We start from the raw sequence: 21,158 nt of genomic DNA, 5'->3' as shown, positions 1-21,158 counted from the left end.
AGATGACAAGCCATCGTCCACGTGGGCGCCGTCACGGCCTTTGCGCCGGAGCCGCCAGCGCCATTCTGCTGGCCGGCCTCGCGACCGCCGCGCCGGCCCTGGCCCAGGGCCAGGCCGCCGTCGCGTCGACCTACGAGTTCAATATTCCGGCCAAGGATCTCGATCAGGCGCTGAAGGCGTTCGGCGACCGGTCCAACACCCAGGTGCTGTTCACCAAGGCCGTGGTCCAGGGGCGCAAGAGCTCGGCCCTGCGCGGCCGCTACACCAGCGCCGAGGCCCTGAACCTGCTGCTCAAGGGCTCGGACCTCAACTACCAGCGCACCGCCTCGAACGTGATCCTGATCCGCAAAGGCGCGCCGCCGGCGTCGTCCACGGCCGGGTCGGCCGCCGAGGCGCAGCCGTCGACCCCGGCGCAGGAGAGCGTCGCCCTCGATGAAGTGGTCGTCACCGGCGTGCGCAAGAGCCTGCGCGACGCCCTGGCGGTCAAGCAGGGTTCGGACAAGGTGGTCGAGGCGATCTCGGCCAAGGACATCGGCGTGCTGCCCGACGTCACCATCGCCGAATCCATCGCCCGCCTGCCCGGCGTCAACGCCACCCGCGACCGCGGCAACGACAGCCAGGCCGTCGTCCGCGGCCTCGGCGCCCGCCTGGTGCTGGGCACGATCAACAACCGCGAAGTCGCCTCCTCCGAGCCCGATCGCAACGTCCGCTGGGAGATCTATCCGTCGGAAGTCGTCTCCGGCGTCCAGGTCTACAAGTCGCAGTCGGCCGACCTGATCGCCGGCGGCGTGGCCGCGACCATCAACATCGATACGATCGCCCCGCTGGACTACAAGGGCCCCGAATTCGTGGTCCGCGCCGGCCCGGTCTTCTACGACGGCGGCAAGGACATCCCGAACTACAAGACCACCGGCTATCGCGGCTCGGGCTCTTGGATCCACAAGATCAACGACGACCTGGCCGTCGTGCTGGGCGTGACCAGCCAGCGGCAGAAGAACGGCTACGGCTCGTTCACCGGCTGGGGCTACAACGACTCCGCCGCCCGCCCGCCGGCCGGCGCCAGCGACTACACCAGCGACCTGAACGGCGACGGCAAGCTCGACGCCACGCCGTGGGGCGCGCAGATGTCGGCCAGCCGCATCGACCAGAAGCGCACCGGCGTTTCGGGCGGCCTGCAATGGAAGCCGACCGACCACTTCGAACTGAAGGCCGACGCCCTCTATTCGAAAATCAAGATCACCGAGGTCCAGGACCAGACCGTCTGGGGCGCCAACAACTGGGGCAACTGGAACAAGGGCGACGGTTCGAACGTCGGCTGGAATGACTCGGCCTATAATGGCGCGGGTTCGTCCTACACCCTGATCAACAACACCGTGGTGGCCGCCACCACGCCCTTCAGCTCGGTCCAGACCGTGCTGGCCAAGTACAGCGAGGACAAGGACCTGTTCGCTGGCGGCCTGAACGGCAAGTGGACCAGCGATCAGTGGACCGTCGCCGGCGACGTCTCCTATTCGAAGGCCAAGCGCACCAACACCTGGAAAGCCGTGCGCTTCGAAGCCTGGCCGGCCTGGACCAGCTTCGACACCCGGGCCGGCAAGACCCCGACCATCACCACCAGCCAGGACAGCCTGAGCCTCAGCCAGACCGCCGATCTCGCCGGCTCGCACGATGGGCCCGAGCGGCTGAACGACGAACTCAAGGCCGCCGCCCTGGACTTCACCCGCGACCTGCAAGGCTCGCCGTTCAAGAGCTTCCAGTTCGGGATTCGCGCCTCGGACCGCACCAAGGACCATACCAGCTTCAGCTTCGCGCCGACTGCGACCGGCGCGACCGTGCCCGCCAGCCTGCTGACCGCCTACAAGCTCAGCGACGGGGCCAACGTCCCGGCCCTGCTGACCGGCGACATCGACGCCATCGCGGCCGTCGCCTATGGGGCCAACGCCTTTGACGTGGCGAAGGCGACCGAGAAGCTGGGCGAGCGCTGGAGCGTCAACGAGAAGGTCTATGAAGGCTACGCCAAGCTGAACTTCGCGGCCGACAGCCTCGGCGGCGCCTGGCTCACCGGCAATGTCGGCGCGCGCGTGGTGCACACCGAGACCAGCAGCGACGGCCTGCAGCAGGACACCTCCAACGCCTATAATGCGGTGACGGTGGACAACGACTACACCGACCTCCTGCCCTCGGCGAACGCCAAGTTCGACTTCGGCGACGGCAAGGTGCTGCGCCTGGGCGTGGCCAAGGTCATCGCCCGTCCGCCGCTGGACGAACTGCGAGCCAGCCGCACCCTGGCCAATTGGGCGCCGTGGACCGGCAGCGCCGGCAATCCGAAGCTGGATCCGTTCAAGGCCTGGCAGTTCGACGCCTCGGCCGAGTACTACTTCCGCCCCGAGGCCCTGATCGCCGCGTCCTATTACTACAAGGACGTCAGCTCCTATATCGGCTGGAAGCAGAACCCGGTCACCTTCGGCAGCCAGACCTATGCGGTCGCCAGCCCGACCAATGGCGGCAGCGGCTACATCCAGGGCCTGGAGCTGACCTTCCAGACGCCGTTCTTCTTCCTGCCGGGTCCGCTGAGCAAGTTCGGCGTCTATTCGAACTACGCCTATGTCGACTCCGACCTGAAGGAATTCTCGCCGGTCAACAACCCGCTCGACATGACCGGCCTGGCCAAGCACACCGCCACGGTCGACCTGTGGTACGCCAACGGTCCGATCGAGGCGCGCCTGGGCTGGAAGTACCACAGCCCGATGACGGTGATCTACGGCTGGAACGGCGCAGACCTGCAGACCCTGGAGAGCGAGAAGACTCTCGACTTCAGCTCGTCCTACAGCTTCAACGACCACCTCGCCGTCCGCTTCCAGGTCAACAACCTGACCAACGAGGCGCTGCGCATGTACCGCGACAACGATCCCAACCGGATCGGCCGCTACGACAGCTATGGCCGTCGTTACCTGGTGGACGTGACGCTGAAGTTCTAAACCTCCGGGGAACCATCATCCTCCCCAATGATCCTGCGACTGGGGAGGAAGCACACCGGCTTCCTCCCCATTTTTTGTTTTCCGCGTGAGGACTCCCATGGTCGATTTCAGCCGCCGCCAAGCCCTCGCCGCCACCGCCGGGGCTGCCGCCCTGGCCGCGGCGTCGTCCGCGAGCGCCGCCGCTCCCAAGACCGTCCCGCCCGTCCTTGCCCCGTCCGCCATCGATCTCGCCCCCCGCCAGCGCCTGTCGCTGGACTTCGACTGGTGGTTCAAGCTGGGCCACGCCCAGGACCCGGCCCGCGACTTCGGCTTCGGGGCCAACCAGCGCACCTTCGCCAAGGCCGGCGCCACGGCCCCCAACTGGGCGGTCAGCCAGCTCTCCGCCCCGGATTTCGACGCCAGCGCCTGGGCCCCCGTCACCCTGCCCCACGACTGGGCCGTCGAACTGCCGTTCGTCGACAACCCCGCCTTCGTCCCGTCCGGCAAGCCCGACGACGAGGACCTGCGCGCCGCCCATGGCTACAAGCCCCTGGGCCGCGAATTCCCCGACACCAGCGTCGGCTGGTACCGCAAGACCTTCGCCCTGCCCGCCGCCGACGCCGGCAAGCGGCTGTCGATCGAGTTCGACGGCGCGTTCCGCGACGCCACCGTCATCGTCAACGGCTACATCCTCGAGCGCGAGGACAGCGGCTACAGCCCCTTCCGTGTCGATATTACCGACATCGCCAACCTTGGCGCCGAGAACACCCTGGTCGTACGGGTCGACGCCAGCCTGGGCGAGGGCTGGTTCTACGAGGGCGCGGGCCTCTACCGCCACGTGTGGCTGGTCAAGACCGCCCCGGTCCACGTGCCGCAATGGGGCGTGTTCGTGCGGGCCAAGCTCGACGGGACGCTGTCGATCGACACCGACCTGGTCAACGAGGGCGACGCCCGCGCCACCTACGAGGTCGCCCACACGGTGCTCGATGCGGCCGGCAAGCCGGTGTTGGCGCCCGCGCCCGTGACCGGCCTGCTGCCGGCCTGGGAGCGCCAGTCGCTGTCGCTGACCGTGACCCTGCCTGATCCCGTCCTGTGGTCGCTGGAGACCCCGCACCTCTACAGCCTGGTCACCGAGGTGAAGGTCGGCGGCGCCGTGGTCGACCGCTACGTCACGCCCTTCGGCGTCCGCGCGATCGCCTTCGACGCCGACAGGGGCTTCCTGCTGAACGGTCAGCCCGTGAAGCTGAAGGGCACCTGCAACCACCAGGACCACGCCGGCGTCGGCGCGGCCATTCCCGACGCCCTGCAGGTCTGGCGGCTGGAACAGCTGAAGAGCATGGGCTGCAACGCCTATCGCGCCGCACACAATCCGCCGACGCCGGAACTGCTCGACGCCTGCGACCGCCTGGGCATGGTCGTGATCGACGAGACCCGGCGGATGTCCAGCGACCCCACCTCGATGGCCGAGCTGGGGCGCCTGGTCCGCCGCGACCGCAACCACCCGTCGGTGATCCTGTGGTCGATCGGCAACGAGGAACCGCAGCAGGGCACGGCCCGCGGGGCCAAGGTGGCGACCACGATGAAGCGCCTGGTCAATCGCCTGGACCCCACCCGCCTGGTCACCGCGGCCATGGACAACGGCTTCGGCGAGGGCGTCAGCGGCGTCATCGACGTCCAGGGCTTCAACTATCGCCACGAGAAGATGGACGACTTCCACGCCAAGTTCCCGCACGTGCCGATCATCGGCACCGAGAGCGCCAGCACCGTGGCCACGCGGGGCGAATACGTCCGCGACGACGCCAAGCTGTACGTGCCGGCCTACGACACCGAGCACCCCTGGTGGGCGACCACGGCCGAGAAGTGGTGGAGCCACGCGGCCGACCGCCCGTGGATGGCCGGCGGCTTCATCTGGACCGGCTTCGACTATCGCGGCGAGCCGACGCCCTTCAACCGCTGGCCCAGCATCAGCTCGCACTTCGGGGCGCTCGACACCTGCGGCTTCCCCAAGGACAACTATTACTATTACCGCGCCTGGTGGCGGCCCGAGCCGCTGCTGCACCTGCTGCCGCACTGGAACTGGGACGGCCGCGAGGGCCAGCCGATCGCCGTATGGGCGCACAGCAACTGCGACCGGGTCGAGCTGTTCCTGAACGGCAAGAGCCAGGGCGTCCGCGACGTCGTTCCCAACCACCACGTCGAGTGGTCGGTCCCCTACGCGCCGGGCGTCATCGAGGCCCATGGCTACAAGGGCGGCAAGGTCATCCTGCGCGAGCGCCGGGAGACCGCCGGTCCCGCCGCCGCCCTGCGCCTGACCGCCGATCGCCCGCGCCTGGCGGCGGACGGCCAGGACGTGGCGATCCTCAAGGTCGAGGTGCTCGACGCCAAGGGCCGCCCGGTTCCCCGCGCCGACGACCTGGTGTCGTTCACGCTCGGCGGTCCGGGCCAGGTGATCGGCGTCGGCAACGGAAACCCGACCAGCCACGAGCCCGACGTCGCCAGCCAGCGCAAGGCGTTCAACGGCCTTTGTCAGGCCATCGTCCGCACCCGACGCGGCGAGCCCGGGGACCTGCGGATCACCGCCTCGGCTCCCGGCCTGAAGCCCGCCGCGGTGACGGTGAAGGTCGGCTAGACCTCGGCCCGGAGACGCGGATCGAGTCCCACGCGCCAGATCGTATGCTGCAACGCTGAAACAGTATGCCGGCCGGCCCGCCGCTGCGTATCGACCTTGATACCTCGAGGTCATGGGCCGGCCACTCCTCAGCTCTACTTGGGGATGGCGAATGTTACAGGCCGTTCATGTCCCGCAAGCTGCTCACCGCCACGACCGTCCTGACGTCCCCGTGGTCGCGGGTCGACGGAGGGCTGGCCTAGCCGTGGAAAAGCGCATCCTCATCGTCGACGGTGACGCGGCCGTCCGCAGCGAGATCACCGGCCTGCTCTCCGGCTATGGTTTGAACGTCATCGGAGCCGGCAGCGCCCGCGAAATGGATCAGGTGCTGCGCCAGGCGCCGGTGAACCTGATAATGCTCGACCTGCTGCTGCCCGACGCCTCGGGCCTGTCGGTCTGCGCCCGGCTGCTGAACCTGCCCGCACCGCCGGCGATCATGGTCATCTCCCAGTCCGGCGACGAGTGCGACGTGGTGGTCGGCCTGGAGATCGGCGCCGACGACTATGTGATCAAGCCGTTCCGGCCGCGCGAGCTGCTGGCGCGGGTGAAGGCCGTGCTGCGGCGGAGCGACGACGCTCGCGGCGGCGACCGGACCTCGACTACCGCGACGGTCTACCGCTTCGGCGGCTGGCGTTTCAATGTCGTCACCCAGGAGTTGTTCGATCCGCGCGGCGTGGCCGTGCCGCTGTCGACGGCCGAGTTCCTGGTGCTGTGGGCGCTGGTGGCCCGACCGCACGAGGTGCTGACCCGCGACGAGCTGCGCCAGGGACCGCCGGACGTCCATTCCCGGCCGGCGCCGCAGCAGGTGAACGTGGCGGTCAGCCGCCTGCGCAGCAAGCTCAACCGGGTGGAGGGCGGCGGGCAGATGATCCGCACCGTCCGCCACGTCGGCTACATCTTCGCCATGCCGGTCGACCGGGTTCACGACGATTAGAGGGATTGCTCGGACTCAGAGACGACAGGGCGCGGCCAGGCCGCCACGACATCGACTTTTCAGGACACTGACATGGCCGAGCCGATCCACCTCGACGGCGTTTATCCGCGGCCGTTGGCGCCCCGGCCGACGCTCGGCGAGGTCAGCGCAACCCGCCTGTCGCGGCAGAACGAACTGAGCTCGTCTGCGGCGACAGGCGGGGCTCTGACGCGAAGCTTCGGGCTATGCCATAGTCCGCGCGCCATGACCCTCGACGCGCCCCTCGAAACCGCCGCCGTCCTGCTGGTGGAGGACGACGATGTCCTGCGCAGCGAAATGGCCGGCTATCTGTCCGCCCAGGGCTATGCCGTACGCCAGGCCGCCAGCGCCAGTGACGCGCGTCAGGCCCTGGGCGCCAAGCCGGCCGACGTGGTGGTGCTCGACGTCAACCTGCCGGGCGAGGACGGCCTGTCGCTGTGCCGCCAGCTTTCCAGGCCGGACGGACCGGCGATCCTGATGCTGAGCGCCATGGGCGAGCCGATCGACCGGATTCTCGGCCTGGAGCTGGGCGCCGACGACTATGTGGTCAAGCCGATCCTGCCGCGCGAACTTCTGGCGCGGATCAAGGCCCTGCTGCGGCGGCGCGGCGCGGGCGGCCGCAACGGCGGCAAGGGCGTCGTCCAGGTGTTCGCCGGCTTCCGGCTCGACCTCGCCGCCCGCCGGCTGACCGCCCCCAACGGCATGCTGCTGCTGCTCACCCCCGGCGAGCTGACCGTGCTCTCGGCCCTGGTCGACAACGCCCGCTCGGTGGTGTCGCGCGAGGACCTGTTGACCCTGATGCGCGGCGAGACGGCCGAGACCGTCGGACGCGGCGTCGACCTGCACATCAGCCGCCTGCGTCGCAAGATCGAGGCCCAGTCCGACCAGGAGCTGATCAAGACCTATCGCGGCATGGGCTATCTGCTGGACGCCAAGGTGTCGGTCGAATGAGCGCCCTCCGCCGGCCCCGCTTTACTTGGCGCTGGCCGAGCCCGCCGATCGCCGTCCAGATCGTCGCCCTGCTGCTGGCCGGCCTGGTCGCGGCCCAGACCGCGACCCTGGTGCTCACCGTGCTGCTGCCCCCGGCTCCAGCCGCCCAGCACAGCCTGGCCGACATCGCCGCGGGCCTGCGCGGCGCCGAGATCGACAGCGACGAGGCCCGCCCCCTGGTCCGCACCATGGACACCCAGCCGCCCAGTTTCCAGAGCCCCGGCTGGGTGGCGTCGGAACGGTCCAGCGCCGACCTGGCGCGACTGCTGAACGTCGACCCGCGCGATGTCCGCCTGCTGTTCTATGCGCCGCCGCCGTTCGCCGGCACCGAAAGTCGGCGGACGCCGTCTCGGCCGTCGCCCCTGGCGCTGCTGCTCACCTCCAACGCCTATGCCCAGACCCCGCCGCCCGGCGGCTTCGGCGGCCCTGTCGGCGCGCCCATGGGCGGCATGGATGGCCGGGGCGGCATGGGGACGCCGGGCGGTCCGATGCCGTCCGGCGGAACCTGGACCGGCGGCGGTCCGGGCCCGAGGCCGGGCGCGCCGAACTTTCCGGCCGGCGGTTTCCCCGGCGGTGCGCGGCCCGGCGGCCCAATGCCTGAAGGCGTTCACCAGCGTCGGCCATCCCCGCCACAAGGCTTCGGGCGGCCAGGTCCGTTTCCCGGCGGTGCGCGGTCTGTTCCGCACCTGGCTTTCGCCGGACAGCCAGGGCCGCGCCTGAACGACCCGCTGTTCACGGCGCCGTTCCGGTCGACCGTGGTGGTGACGTCCGAACGGATCGAGCGCCCGGAGCCCGCCGCGCCGCCGGCCCCGCCGTCCAATGACGCGCCGCGGGAACTGACCACCGACGCTGTCGCCACGCCCGCGCCGATGACCCGCTCGGCGCCCGTCACCGAACCGCTGAGCGCTCTCCTCCCCGCCGTCGCGCGCCCCCGCAGCACGGTCGCCCGTATTGACCCCGACGCCGGTGGCCGCTCCCTGGCCGCGCCCGTCGCCCGCAACCTGTTCGGCCTGTCGCCGGCCCCGTTTATCGAAGGCGACTTCGTGGCGGCCCTGCGGGTGGGTCCGGACCGCTGGGTGACCCTGCGGCCCAAGCCGGAGGGTTTTCCCAACAGCTGGCAGCGCCGGGTGCTGATGTGGTTCGCCCTGTCCCTGGCCGTGGTCGCGCCGCTCGGCTGTCTGTTCGCCCGCCGCCTGGCCGCGCCGCTGGCCGGCTTCGCCGCCGCCGCCGAGCGCCTGGGCCGCGACCCGTCCTCGCCGGTAATGGTCGGCGACGGTCCGGCCGAGGTCGGACGGGCGGCCCGGGCGTTCAACGCCATGCAGGCCCGCCTCACCCGCTACATCAACGACCGCACGGCGATGATCGGCGCCATCTCGCATGACCTGCGCACGCCCCTGGCCCGCATGCGCTTTCGCCTGGAACGCGCCTCGCCCGCCCTGCGGCGCGAGATCGGCCAGGACATCGACCAGATGGAGGCGATGATCAGTTCGGTCCTGGCCTTCATGCGCGACAACGCCGAGGCCGGCCCGCGGCATCGGGCCGACCTGCGTTCGATCCTCGAATGCGTGGTCGACGACGCCGAGGTCACCGGCGCCGACGTGCGGCTGGAACCGGGCGAGGCCGCCGAGGTCGAGGTCGACGTGCTGGGCCTGCAGCGGGTGTTCGCCAACCTGATCGACAACGCCGTCAAATATGGCGACAGCGCCCAGGTGCGGCTGCGGGTCGAGGGCGACGAGACAATCGTCGAGGTGCATGACCACGGTCCGGGTCTGGAGCCCGACGACCTGGAGCGGGTGTTCACCCCGTTCTATCGCGGCCCGGCGGCGCGGACCTCCAGCAAGCAAGGGGTCGGCCTCGGCCTGGCCACCTCGCGGTCCATCGTCCGGGCTCATGGCGGCGACATCCGGCTGCAGCTGCCGGGCGAAGGTCTGCTGGTCCAGGTGCGGTTGCCGCTCGCGCGCGTCACGCCGGCCGGCCGGTCGCAGCCGGCCCTGCAAGCGGCGGAATAGACGAGCCGGCTAGAGCGACATGATCTCGGACTGAATCATCATTTTCGTCCGTCTCCCCGGCGAAGGCCGGGGCCCAGATCATAGAGCAGAGCGTGCTTCGATAATCGTCCAATGCGACGGCTGAACCTGGACCCCGGCCTTCGCCGGGGAGACGGACTGGGGATGGGCGTTTCAGCCCAGGGTCATCACGCCCTAAGCGTCGAATCCCGCCAGATAGGTCGGCACCGCGGCCGCCGGCATCGGGCGGCTGAAGTGGTAGCCCTGGATCTGGTCGCAGCCGTAGCCGGCCAGGGCGTCGAGTTGGGCGCGGTCCTCGACGCCCTCGGCGACCACCTTCATGCCCATGCTGGAGCCCAGGGTGATCACCGCCTTGACGATCGCCGCATCCTCGACGTTCTGGACGAAGGACTTGTCGATCTTCAGCCGGTCGATCGGAAACTGCCGCAGGTTGGCCAGGGACGCGTAACCGGTGCCGAAGTCGTCCAGGGCGATCATCACCCCGGCCCGGTGCAGGCGGCGGACCGTCTCGCTGACCATCTCGGAGCCCCAGCCCATATAGACGTTCTCGGTGACCTCGATGGTCAGGCGATCGCACGGCACGTTCCAGCGGTTGAGCCGATCCTGGACCTCTTCAGCCAAACGTCCGCTGCGGAACTGGGCGGCCGAGATGTTGACCGCCACCCGGCCGAACTCGACGCCCTGGTCCAGCCAGTCGCGCATCTGCTTGAGCGCGCTCTCGAGGGCCAGGTCGCCGAGCTTCAGCGACAGGTCCTGGTCCTCGAAGGCGGCCATGAAGCGATCGGGGGTCAGCACGCCCTGCTCGGGATGGTCCCAGCGCATCAGCGCCTCGAAGCCGCTGACGCTGTTGGTGGCGAGGTCGACCACCGGCTGGTAGTAGAGCACGAACTCCTTGGCGGTGATCGCCGCGCGCACGTCGCGCAGCAGCTCGATCCTCTGCTCCAGGGCCGAGCGCATCGACGGGTCGAACACCACGCTGCGATTGCGGCCCTCGTCCTTGGCCCGATAGAGCGCGATGTCGGCGTTCTTGATCATGTGGCTGGGATCGGCGTCGGGGTCGCCATGCAGGGCCGCCCCGATGCTGGCGCTGACCGAGAAGCTGCGGCCGCCATGCTCGATGGGCTGGCGCAGCAGCTCCTGCAGGGCGTTGACCGGCCGCATCATGTCGGCCTCGGAATGCAGGCCGCGCAGGATCACCGCAAACTCGTCGCCGCCCAGCCGGGCCACGGTGTCGCCGGCCCGGAAGGCCGTCTGCAGCATCTCGGCCAGGCGCTTGAGCAGGGCGTCGCCAGCGTCATGGCCCAGGGTGTCGTTGATGTCCTTGAAATGGTCGACGTCGATCATGATCAGACCGAACAGCTCGCCCATGATCTCGGAGGCGTCGACCGCCTCCTGGAACTTGCGCTGGAAATAGGCGCGGTTGGGCAGGCCGGTGAGCGCGTCGAGGAAGGCCAGGTTCTCGACCGCCTCGGTCTGGCGGCGGCGATCGGTGACGTCCTTGAACAGGTTGACCAGCCGGTCGGGCCTGCCGTCGGCCCCGAGAAACTTCTTGCCCACCGAACGCACCCAGGTCTCGATCCCGTCGCTTCGATTGAGCCGGAACTCGAAGACCTGGGCCTCGCCGTCCTTACGGTTGCGCACCAGCTCGGCCATCCTGTCGCGATCGTCGGGATGGACGATCTCCAGCGGATCGTTCTCGAACAGGCACCATTTCTCCAGCTCCGGCGAGGTGCCCGAGCAGTACATTTCGCCGGTCCGCAGGTCGTATTCGCGGACCATCAGGTCGTCGAGTTCCAGCGCCATCTTCAGGCGCTGCTGGTCGCGCTCGGCCTTCAGGGCCGTCTCGGCGAAGCCGCTGACGTCGCGAGCGGTGACGATCACCGCCAGGGTCCGGCCTTCGCCGCCCTCCCCCGCAATGCGGGCGGCGGCGAATTCTGTGCGCCAGATCCGCGGCGGAAGGCCGTTACGGGCGATCGAGCGGTAGCGGGAGAAAGCCTCGCCCTCCTCCATGCAGCGCTGCAGGCCGGCCAGGTCCTCGGCGTTGGGCAGGGCCCGGCGAAAGTCGTCGCCGAGCTCGATGTCCGGCGCCAGGCCGTTGGCGATCCAGTCCGGGCTGGCCGCGCTGAGCCGGAAGGTCGCATCGACCAGGGCGGCGGCGAACGGCGCGTGGCGGACGAAGGTCTCGAACGCCTCCAGCCGGGACACGGCCTCGTCGCGGATCTCAACCTCGGTGCGCACGGCCGTTCTCGTCATCTGCCGGGACCCCGACTTCTCGTTTGTTTTCCTCGGCTTGGTTGTGACCCAGCTTCGATAAGAATTGGTAACGTAACGCCGATATCCGAGAATCCGCTGCAACCGCACGGCGCAGGCTGGGCGGCGGGCTGGGGTCGATGTGAGAATTCCTGACCCCTTCGGCGGTCAAGCCGCATTGACAAGCGGGCCTTCGGCTTCGAAAACGCGGCCTCCGCGCGCCCACACCCGCGTCTCTGACTGAAACTTCGAGCTCTCGATGACCTACATCGTTACCGACGCCTGCATCAAATGTAAGTTCATGGACTGCGTCGAGGTGTGCCCGGTCGACTGCTTCTATGAAGGCGAGAACTTCCTGGCCATCAATCCGGACGAATGCATCGACTGCGGCGTCTGCGAGCCGGAGTGCCCGATCGACGCCATCAAGCCCGACACCGAGGACGAGCCGGACGGCAAGTGGCTGCGGATCAATTCCGAATACGCCAAGATCTGGCCGAACATCACGGTTAAGGGCGAGCCCCCCGCGGACCGCGAGGCGTTCGAGCGTGAAACCGGCAAATTCGAGAAATATTTCAGCGAAAAGCCCGGCAAAGGTTCCTGACCGGGCGGTTCCTGACGGCTAAACAGGTCGCAACCCTTTCATCAAGCTGAATTTTATGATATTGTCGCTTCCGACGTAACGGTCGCGATCACTCGCGCCTGCCCGTCATGTGGACGATGTCAGCCGGGAAACCGGCGCGCCCGATCGAAGGCGAAGGGTGACTTAAACGATTTCCAAATCCCAGCCGGTCTTGGCCCCGCAGATATTTCGCGGTCGGGTCCCTGTCGCCGTTGGACACCCTTGGAAGCCCTGAGTGGAAGGTGTTTTGGGCCTTTGGCCCGAACTTAATGAGGACGAACGAATGAGCAAGAGCGGTCTGGAATTCTCGGTCGGCGATCACGTTGTTTATCCCGCGCACGGCGTGGGCAACATCCAGGGCGTCGAGACCCAGGAAGTCGCCGGGATGTCGCTCGAGGTCTACATCATCACCTTCGACCACGAAAAGATGACCCTGCGCGTCCCGACCAAGAAGGCCAAGACCGCGGGCCTGCGTCCGCTGGCCGAAGGCAATGTGGTGAGCCAGGCCCTGACCACCCTGAAGGGCCGCGCCCGCGTCAAGCGCACCATGTGGTCGCGCCGCGCCCAGGAATACGAAGCCAAGATCAATTCGGGCGACCTGATCTCGATCGCCGAAGTGGTCCGCGACCTGCACCGCGCCGAGAACCAGCCGGAACAGTCCTATTCGGAGCGCCAGCTGTACGAATCGGCCCTGGACCGCATGGCCCGTGAAGTGGCCGCCATCGAGCGCATCGACCGCGAAGCCGCCATCGGCATCCTGACCAAGTCGCTGGTCAAGAACGCCGCCTGAGGCTTCTGATCCGATCCTGAGACGAAGCGCCCTCGGACCTGCGTCCGGGGGCGTTTTCATTTTTCCGCCGCCTTGGCCGCCTCGCCGGACCTCAGGCCGCGTTGCCGAACCCGTCCACCGCATCGCGCAGGTGCCCTGGATTGATCGGCTTGCTGAGCACGGTGACCTCCTCGAAGCCCGCGCGAGGCAGCGCCCCGTAGCCGGTGGCGAAGACGAAGGGCACGCCTGCGGCCCGCAGGCGCTCGGCGACCGGGAACACCATGGTGCCGCCGACATTGACGTCGAGAATCGCCCCGTCCAGCGGGGCCGACAGCTCGGTCAGCCAGGTCAGGGCGTCGTCGACCGCCCCGAACGATCCGGAGATCCGGCAGCCGAAATCGGTGAGCAGGTCCTCGACCATCATCGCCACCAGGGCCTCGTCCTCGACGATCATGATTCGCGGACCGGCCATCACGCCACCTCCGCCCGGTCGACTCGCTCGGAGAGCGGCGCGCGCAGGGTGTAGCTGAGGCCGGCGGGCTGGAAGACCATGGCCGCGTCGCCGCCCAGGTCGCGGGCCAGGCCGCGCCGCAGCAGCCGCGTTCCGAACCCTTCGCGCGTGGGCGCGAACACCGGCGGCCCGCCTCGCTCGACCCATTCCAGCACCAGGGACGGCTGGCCGTCGACCGGCTCGATCCGCCAGGCGACGGTGACCTGGCCGCTGGCGGCGGTCAGGGCCCCGTGCTTGGCGGCGTTGACCATCAGTTCGTGCAGGGTCATGTGCAGGGCCAGGGCGGTCTCGGCGCTGAGCGTGATCACCGGCCCGCGGACGGCGAAGCGCGGATCGGCCAGGCCGCCGAACGGCTGCAGAGCCGCCTCCAGCACCTCGCGCAGGCTGGTGCGGGCCCAGCCCCGGCGGGTCAGCAGCTCGTGGGCCCGCGACAGGCTCATCAGCCGGGATTCGAACGATTCGGCGAAGTCGGCCGGCGAGGCGGCGTTGCGCAGGGTCTGGCGGGCGATCGACTGCACCGAGGCCAGGGTGTTCTTGACCCGATGGTCCAGCTCGCGCAGCAGGAAGTCGCGGCGTTCCAGCACCTCGTTGAGCGAGGTGTAGAGATGGGCGTTCTCGATCGCCGCGGCGGTGGCCCGGGCGATCACCTCCAGCCGGATGATCACGTCCGGCGTCGGTTTCCGCCTCGCCGCCCAATAGGCGCCGATGGCGGCGATCGGGTCACGCGGCCGCACCGGAGTCATCACCAGGCTCTTGACGAAGGTCGGGCGGTAGGCGTCGTGCGGAATGCGCGGGTCGGCATAGATGTCGGGAATGACCGCCGTCTGGCCGTTGAGCATGGCCCAGCCGGAGATGCAGGCGGTCAGCGGAAAGCGCCTGCCCTTCCACAGCGGACCGATGGCGTCCTCGTCGAGATACCAGCACTGCTCGCCGTCACGCAGCACGAAACAGACACCGTCGGCGCCGGAGATCCGGCGGGCGGCGGTGCGGACCACGGCGGCGACGTCCTCGATGGTGCGGGTGGCCGACAGCGCCTCGATCGTCTCGACCAGGGTGATCAGGGCGGCGTGATCCGCACGGACCGAAGGGTCGAGGTTCGCGACGTTCAACACGATAGGCGTTCCTAGTGAGCGCTCTTGGGCCAAAACCCTAGCAGCACCTCGTGTCGCGGCAAGGTGGAGTCGGCAGGCGCCAAGGCAGACTCTCGGTTGTCTTGGCGAGGAATGGTCAGATCCCCGGCAAGAATCCTAACAACTTCAACGCACAGCGGGATGGGACAGCGCGCCCTCGCCCGTGACGATCCGCCGCGGACCTGGATCCCGCTCGCGGCGCGCCATCGCCGGTCGAGGCGTCTGGACGAAGCAACGGCGGTGTTCGATCCGGTCCGGAACACGGCCGGCAAGCATGACGGCGCTCGCCTTGCGACGCTTTTCACCGCCGGGGTTCGCATACCCTGGAACTTGCGCTATTGACCCAACGCACGCGCCAAGCGGCCCGGTAGCTCAGCAGGATAGAGCAGCGCTTTCCTAAAGCGAAGGTCAGGGGTTCGAGTCCCTTCCGGGCCGCCATTTTTGTGTCGGGCCAACTTAGAACGTGCCGCGTTCCAACTTAAGGCGCGCGAAAATGCGAGCGATTCTCAGAAATGCTGAGGATGGGACGTCGTAGCAGCGCGGTCGCCTCCTTGGCTCGCTTCCGTCAAATCTGATTCAGCGCCGAAGTTGGAAAAGTCCGCCCTGGCGCGCGGATGCGGTTGTCTCCAGGTCCGGCTCGACGTGCCCTTTACCCGGCGCGATGCTCGGCAGGCTGAGGCCGGCCTGACGATCAACTCGATAGTGCGCCACGCAAAGATCGTAAAAGCGCTTCTGCCTCTTCGATCTTTTTAAGGATATCGGCATCGCCTTTGAGTTCTTGATCCGCCTTCAACTTAGTGACGAACTCATTGCGCCAAGCGTTGTGGTTCTTCGAGTCGTAGATGATTTTTCCGCACTCTCGGCCGTTGTGCATCACGATGTGGCGGATGGCAATCATGCTTAACCTCTTCTACGAGGAGATGCTGCGCACGCCCAAGCGGCCCTTCCTCGGAACCGACCCCCAGCTTCGCGCGATCGACTCGTATATTGCGCGTGTCGCCGACTACAATACCCGATCGTCATGTGGGTTGGACTCGACGTCCTCTTGAACCTGGATGAACGGATTGCCGCACTCGCTGAGCCCTCCAGCGCGGCCCGCGCCAGGCGATCAGATTTGCGCGCGCAGCTGAAGCCTCAGGCCAACCGGCGTGGCGAGTCAGGCAAAGCGGCTAGCGCCCTTTTGGCGATGCTGCAGCCCGGCTTTACGCCGACCGTCGAGGGTGAGGTGCTCCACCTCGGCCTTGCAGCCCGCCGGCTTCGCATCGGGACCGCTCAGGCGCGCCAGCTGGTCGATCTTGGCATCTTGCCCAGTTGCTACGCGCTGGGCGGCGGCGAGCGTCAACACGACCGTCTTGCCAGCGATGTAGTGGCCCGGTTGCAAGCACAACTGTCGGATCGGATATCGCTTACGAACCTGGGCGTGAGGACAAACGTGGCTGTGAAGCTCCTCGTTGGCCTGGGACGCGCGGGCCACTTGCGGACAGTCGACAACGAACCAACTCGGCTTCTCTACAAGGAAATGCAGTTTCACCTCTCGGCGATCGACGAACTTGGGGCCCTCAAGCGCAAGGTGCAGCGCCACGACCCGGCAGATCCGGGGCGCATACGATTGCGCGATCTCTTTCCAGCCCTGGGAGTCGGCGCCAAGCCCTGGGTCCGAGCTATCCTCGAATCCGCCGACGCCGGGCAATTGGGCGCCCCCGAAACGCGCGAGATGAGTAAGGCGACCTTGAACGTCAGCCTAGACTGGGCGCGGCGGGTCGTGCGCGGCAAGAATGCCTGGGCGTGTCGGCGAGAAATCGAGGCGGAGTCGATCTCCCTCATCGACGCAGAGGAATATCTAAACATGCTGCCCAAGGACACCAGTTGCCTGATTGCCCATGGGCAGTTGCAACGCGGCGGCGTGGGCGTGACCGCCCAAAGCGTTCGCCGCTGCAGTCGTCTGTTCGTCAGCACCAAGGAAGTCGGCGTCCGCGCGGGCGTCGAGTCGATCCAGGTGGCCGGGTTGGCCGCGCAGGCGGGCGTGGCGCGGCCCTATCGATCGGGCGGCTTTTGGCCGCGAGACCGTATTGAGGCCGCCTTGGATCTGCCACCGCCAGGATCGGCGGCTCTTGTCCTGCGGTGGGCTATCGACAGTCCGGACTGCGCCGATGCGGGCTAGCGCCTGACCTGGTCAGGCGGACGCTGGCCGCCCGTGCGTCGGTCATGGCCAAGACTGGGCTGCAGATGCACGAGGATTAGTCCCGGGTAGCGCACCTTGCCGATTGCGGCCGCCAGCGTCGCGACGCTGAACCCAGAGCCATAGGCCTCGGCGACGGCCCCGCCCAGCCGCCGGGCCTCGACCCGCCAGCCGCCCAGCGCCAGGGCGACCGGCAGGTCGACGCCGCCCGCCCGCAAGGCGTCGCGGAAATTGTGCCTTAGCGAGTGGAAGCCGCGCGCGGGGCCGTCGCCGGCCCCGCAGGTGTCCAGCAGGTGCGTGAACCAGCGCGAAATCGGGTCTGAGAAATAGCCCGATACCACGCAAGGCCGCAGCTCGGGAAAGAGCTTACCCGCCTCGCCCGAAGCGCGGCGCTCCGCCAGATAGAAGTCAAAGCCCAGCTTGATCAGCATCGGATGCACGGGCACGAGCCGCTGGCTGCTGGGGCTCTTGACCCGCTTGTCGGGGCCCAGTTGCGAGCGCCGGCGAACGTGGAAGCACTCGACGCCGTCGACTTGGGCAACGTCGGCCAGGTCGAGCTGGCCGATCTCGTTGAGCCGCAGGCCGGAATAGAGCCCGATCAGCGCCACCCAGAACCGCGCCCGTCGCGGATAGGCCGGGCCTGGCTTGCTGACCCCTTGCCCGTCGTTGATGCAGCCGGTGTAGAGCGGCGCGGCCAGCAGGGTGTTGAGCTGGTCGATGGAGAATGGCTCGCGTTGCCGTGCGCCGGCGGTGGCCAGGGCGATCTTCAGGCCGTCCCAGGGGTTCTTGACCAGCCACCCCTCACGGGCCGCCCAGCTGAGCACCGCGGTCAGCCGCACCAGGTAGCCGTTGATGGTGACGTCGGAGATCCGCCGCAGGTTGGGCCGGGAGGCGGCCAGGGTCAGGACCGCGCTCTGGCTCATCCCCGGGAACCGGCGCTGATAGTTGGCCGGCAGGGCGCGCAAGCTCTCGATCAGCCGCCGCCCATCGGCGCGGGTCAGGTTGGCCAGCGGCGTGGCGTCCGGCGTGTCGGGGGTGAGCAAGGATCCAACCACGCCGACGATGTGGCGATAGACGCTGGTCGCCTTGGCGTGGCGGCGTCGCCCCGGATCGGCCAGGTAGCCCTCCAGCGCCAGCTGAAGGGTGGGGCCCGCGAGGCTGGGCGCCGCAGGTCTTGCGGGTGCGGCGGTTAATACATGTATTGCGGGCGCGACAGGCGCGACCTGCGGGAGATGTTGTGGCAGCGGCGCGTCCGCCGCCGACCAGGACGCCTCGATCTCCCCGGCCACCACGCGGGCTCGCCGTACCGCCTCGTTGAGCCGGCCGGTGCCCAGGGCCCGGCAGACATGGGTGCGCCCGACCTGGGCCTGCAGCGCCTTGGGGACCTTCAGGCGCAGGCTGTAGAGGTTGCCGCGCAGCACCAGCCCCGGCGGACGACGACGGGCGGGCTGCTTGGCGATCGCGGTGACAGGCTGGGGCGACATCGCGGGGCTCCGGCAAAACCGCGACAAGGCCTTGCAGGCCGGCGTTTTTGCGGCGCGACGGCTGGCGTTGGGGCTACAGCCGGAGGCGACAAGCGCCCGCGAAAGTCGCGGCCAGAGTGCTCAAACCCAAGCCCAGAAAGGGTTTGAGGCCGATTGTCATGAATACCAGTGATGTTCGGCGTTCATCCGTCGAACAAACCCGCCCCCTGGGCGACCGTATAGCCGATCGCCGAATAGCCTGCCGCCCGTTTGGCCGCCATGCGGGCGAGCACCGGGACGTCGCGATCAACGTAGTCATAGATGACCACTTCCCGCTTGGGGTCATGAAGCCGGTGAAGACGACCGGCATACTGCGCCAGCGTTCCCCGCCAGGCGATCGGCATGGTGAGGAACAGCGTGTCCAGGCGCTGGTCGTCAAAGCCCTCTCCAAGGTAGCGACCGGTCGCCACGATCACCCGCTCATCCTGCTCTGGAATTGCCGCGAGGCGCTCCATCGCCTCTCGCCGTTTTCGCTCGCTCTGGCCCCCACGCAGGACAACGACATTCTTGGCGAAGCGCGAAAGCCGATTGGCCAAGGCTTCCAGGTGATCCGTCCGCTCGGTGATGACGACCGGCGAGCGCCTAGCCTCGAGCGCGGCCAGCACGTCGTTGAAGATCAGGTCGTTACGCGCTTCATCGCCGGCGAGCTCCCGATAGATGTCCTGGATCGGAACCGTCGCCGCGCTGTCTGGCAGACAAAACGCCGTCTGCCGAATGCGGACACGGTGATCGAACGGCCTCCGCGCCGCCTCCGTGCGCGCATCGACACGTTTTCGAACCGGCCCGCATTGCATGAAGATGATCGGGTGGTGGCCGTCTTTCCGGGTCACCGTCGCCGATAGGCCAAGGACGTAGCGGGCCTTTGTCCGTCTGGCGACCAGCTCGAAGCTCACGGCCGAAAGATGGTGACATTCATCGACGATGAGATGCCCATAATCGCCCACGATATCGTCCACCTCGCCTTTCCTGGTCAGGCTCTGGATAAGGGCGATGTCGATCAAGCCGGACGGTTTGCGTTTGCCGCCGCCGATTTTCCCAATCATGCCCGGCGCTGCGTTTAAGAAGGCGCCGAGGCGCTCCACCCACTGGTCCATCAGTTGGCGGCGATGGACCAGAACGAGCACGTTGACCCCGCGCTCCGCGATCATCCGTGCCGCCACCACGGTCTTCCCGAACGCCGTCGTCGCGGCGAGCACGCCGATGTCGTGCGGCAGCAGCGCATCGACCGCCACCTCCTGGTCCGGCCGCAACACGCCCTTGAATGAAATGTCGATCGCCGTGCCGCGATGGCGCCGATCCTCGATTTCGACGGTGACGCCCAGCGACGCAAACAGGTCCATTGCCACGTCGAAGCAGCCCCGCGGCAGGCCGATGTGGTTCGCCGTCAACTCGGCGCAAGATACGATCCGCGGCTTGTCATGGGTCGCAAGCCGCATCGCCTGGGCGGCGTAGAACTCAGGATTTTGAAACGCCGCAAGCCGTATCAGGCGCGCGACCAGACCTGACGGCAGATCCCCGCGCGGAATATAGAGCTGGTCCGCGACGACCATCGTGAGATTGCTCGGCAGGGTCCCGGCAATCGCCGGCGGCGCTCGCCGGCGCGAGGGCGGGGCCAGCCACGGCTCCTCATCATCGTCATCGACAGGGATCCTGACCCCAAGAATCCGACCGGTTGCGCTGGCGGCGTCAACCAGGGCCTCCAGGGTGTCGCGTTTGAGACGCCGGACACCAGCCAGGTACGTCCATTGGTCGTCGTAGGGCTCAAGGTCATCGTCCAGGAACACGCTGTTGCCGGCTTGGCGCGCCAAGCCCTGCAACGGCAGGGCAATGAGGTTACCGAAGCCGCCGCTCGGGACGGTATCCTGGCTAGGAAACAAGCGATCATAGGACGCGAACCCAATGTCGGGCGCCCGGTCCAAGGTCTCGGTGATCAAGGCCGATCCCAAGCGTCGGGCCAGCGAGGCCGAAACCGGTTCGCCGAAGAAGATCCACGCATGGGCGCCGTTGCCGGAGCGTGATCGTTCAATGGCGACAGGCACGTCCCAGGCGCGGCAGGTTTCGGCGAAGGCTTTCACGTCCCGTCGCCATTCCGCCTCATCGAAGTCGGCCGCCAAGAACCAACAGGTGTCGTCCGGTAGAACCGGGTAGACGCCGGCGACGAACGTGGCGCCGCTGGGGCCTTGCCCCCTCAGATGGTGGGCGACCACTTGATCGGTCGCTGCGATGAAAGCCTGGTTGGGACATGCGGAGCACTTGATCCGCGGTTTCTCGCACAGGCCCCGCTTCCATTCATTGGCGCAGGCCGGCGCGTAGCCGCTCTTTCCGGTCTTGAGGTTTTCCCAGCGCAGCGGGAATACATCGCTTCGTCCTCGAAACAGGTTGCGAAATAGCTCGACCTTGGCCCGGTTGTCGAAGGGTTGCTCCTTGGCCGTCGGCGGCGGCGTTGGTCCCACATCCAATGTCGCGGGTGGGCCGGCCGCGATAATCTCGGCAAGTTCGTCTTCGATCGCCGCGCGTTCCCGCTCCAGCTGACAGAGGCGTTCCCGAAGGCGCCGAATTTCTTGCTCTCTGCTCGACACCCGA

The 21,158-nt window shown here is 67.9% G+C and carries 14 protein-coding genes and 1 tRNA gene; 9 read left to right on the top strand and 6 right to left on the bottom strand.

The genetic code is table 11. The annotated features are described in order from the left end of the window. The first annotated feature begins 2 nt into the window (after nt 1-2). The 5 genes from ACIPQB_RS10615 (at nt 3) to ACIPQB_RS10595 (ending at nt 9,576) form a co-directional block, all read left to right on the top strand. The gene (locus tag ACIPQB_RS10615) at nt 3-2,978 is read left to right on the top strand and encodes a TonB-dependent receptor (RefSeq protein WP_446485191.1); all 2,976 of its coding nucleotides are present in this window, start codon (nt 3-5) and stop codon (nt 2,976-2,978) included. Between the two features lie 97 nt (nt 2,979-3,075). Beyond that, nucleotides 3,076-5,586, top strand: coding sequence for a beta-galactosidase GalA (gene galA, locus ACIPQB_RS10610; protein WP_446485190.1), 2,511 nt, complete (start codon nt 3,076-3,078; stop codon nt 5,584-5,586). Nucleotides 5,587-5,830: 244 nt separating this feature from the next. Beyond that, nucleotides 5,831-6,559 (top strand): response regulator, encoded by a 729-nt coding sequence (locus ACIPQB_RS10605; RefSeq protein ID WP_446485189.1) that lies wholly within the window; start codon nt 5,831-5,833, stop codon nt 6,557-6,559. Between the two features lie 72 nt (nt 6,560-6,631). Next, nucleotides 6,632-7,528, top strand: coding sequence for a response regulator (locus tag ACIPQB_RS10600; RefSeq protein WP_446485188.1), 897 nt, complete (start codon nt 6,632-6,634; stop codon nt 7,526-7,528). Then, nucleotides 7,525-9,576: a sensor histidine kinase gene (locus ACIPQB_RS10595; protein ID WP_446485187.1), complete on the top strand. Its 2,052-nt coding sequence runs from the start codon at nt 7,525-7,527 to the stop codon at nt 9,574-9,576. Before ACIPQB_RS10600 ends, ACIPQB_RS10595 begins: the two co-directional genes overlap by 4 nt. A 192-nt stretch (nt 9,577-9,768) precedes the next feature. Here the strand turns inward: ACIPQB_RS10595 and ACIPQB_RS10590 are convergent, their stop codons facing one another. Next, nucleotides 9,769-11,847, bottom strand: a complete 2,079-nt coding sequence (locus ACIPQB_RS10590) for a putative bifunctional diguanylate cyclase/phosphodiesterase (RefSeq protein WP_446485186.1) — start codon at nt 11,845-11,847, stop codon at nt 9,769-9,771. Between the two features lie 256 nt (nt 11,848-12,103). Between ACIPQB_RS10590 and fdxA the strand changes: the two genes are divergently transcribed. Next, a complete protein-coding gene (fdxA, locus tag ACIPQB_RS10585; protein WP_446485185.1) occupies nt 12,104-12,445 on the top strand; it encodes a ferredoxin FdxA in 342 nt (113 codons plus the stop codon). 301 nt (nt 12,446-12,746) lie between these two features. Then, nucleotides 12,747-13,253 carry a CarD family transcriptional regulator gene (locus tag ACIPQB_RS10580; protein ID WP_446485184.1) on the top strand — a complete coding sequence of 169 codons (507 nt, stop codon included), beginning with the start codon at nt 12,747-12,749 and terminating at the stop codon, nt 13,251-13,253. Nucleotides 13,254-13,344: 91 nt separating this feature from the next. On the opposite strand, the gene ACIPQB_RS10575 is transcribed toward ACIPQB_RS10580, so the two are convergent. Together ACIPQB_RS10575 and ACIPQB_RS10570 are read right to left on the bottom strand one after the other, a co-directional pair. Continuing rightward, a complete protein-coding gene (locus ACIPQB_RS10575) occupies nt 13,345-13,704 on the bottom strand; it encodes a response regulator (protein WP_446485183.1) in 360 nt (119 codons plus the stop codon). Next, on the bottom strand, nt 13,704-14,855 hold the full coding sequence (locus ACIPQB_RS10570) for a sensor histidine kinase (RefSeq protein WP_446485182.1): 1,152 nt from the start codon (nt 14,853-14,855) through the stop codon (nt 13,704-13,706). Before ACIPQB_RS10570 ends, ACIPQB_RS10575 begins: the two co-directional genes overlap by 1 nt. Before the next feature lie 379 nt (nt 14,856-15,234). Between ACIPQB_RS10570 and ACIPQB_RS10565 the strand changes: the two genes are divergently transcribed. Next, nucleotides 15,235-15,311: transfer RNA gene (locus tag ACIPQB_RS10565), tRNA-Arg, on the top strand. A 253-nt stretch (nt 15,312-15,564) separates the two neighbouring features. Here the strand turns inward: ACIPQB_RS10565 and ACIPQB_RS10560 are convergent. Next, nucleotides 15,565-15,771, bottom strand: coding sequence for a hypothetical protein (locus ACIPQB_RS10560; protein ID WP_446485181.1), 207 nt, complete (start codon nt 15,769-15,771; stop codon nt 15,565-15,567). A gap of 123 nt (nt 15,772-15,894) precedes the next feature. On the opposite strand from ACIPQB_RS10560, the gene ACIPQB_RS10555 reads away from it, so the two are divergent. Further along, nucleotides 15,895-17,034, top strand: a complete 1,140-nt coding sequence (locus tag ACIPQB_RS10555) for a hypothetical protein (protein ID WP_446485180.1) — start codon at nt 15,895-15,897, stop codon at nt 17,032-17,034. Here the strand turns inward: ACIPQB_RS10555 and ACIPQB_RS10550 are convergent. After that, entirely contained in the window at nt 17,031-18,536 is a 1,506-nt protein-coding gene (locus ACIPQB_RS10550; RefSeq protein ID WP_446485179.1) for a DUF6538 domain-containing protein, read from the bottom strand. The genes ACIPQB_RS10555 and ACIPQB_RS10550 overlap by 4 nt on opposite strands. Nucleotides 18,537-18,718: 182 nt before the next feature. Next, nucleotides 18,719-21,154 carry a TOTE conflict system archaeo-eukaryotic primase domain-containing protein gene (locus tag ACIPQB_RS10545; RefSeq protein ID WP_446485178.1) on the bottom strand — a complete coding sequence of 812 codons (2,436 nt, stop codon included), beginning with the start codon at nt 21,152-21,154 and terminating at the stop codon, nt 18,719-18,721. Nucleotides 21,155-21,158: the final 4 nt, after the last annotated feature.

Source organism: Caulobacter sp. LARHSG274 (genome assembly GCF_052871235.1).
This window is presented reverse-complemented; position numbering and strand designations above follow the sequence as displayed.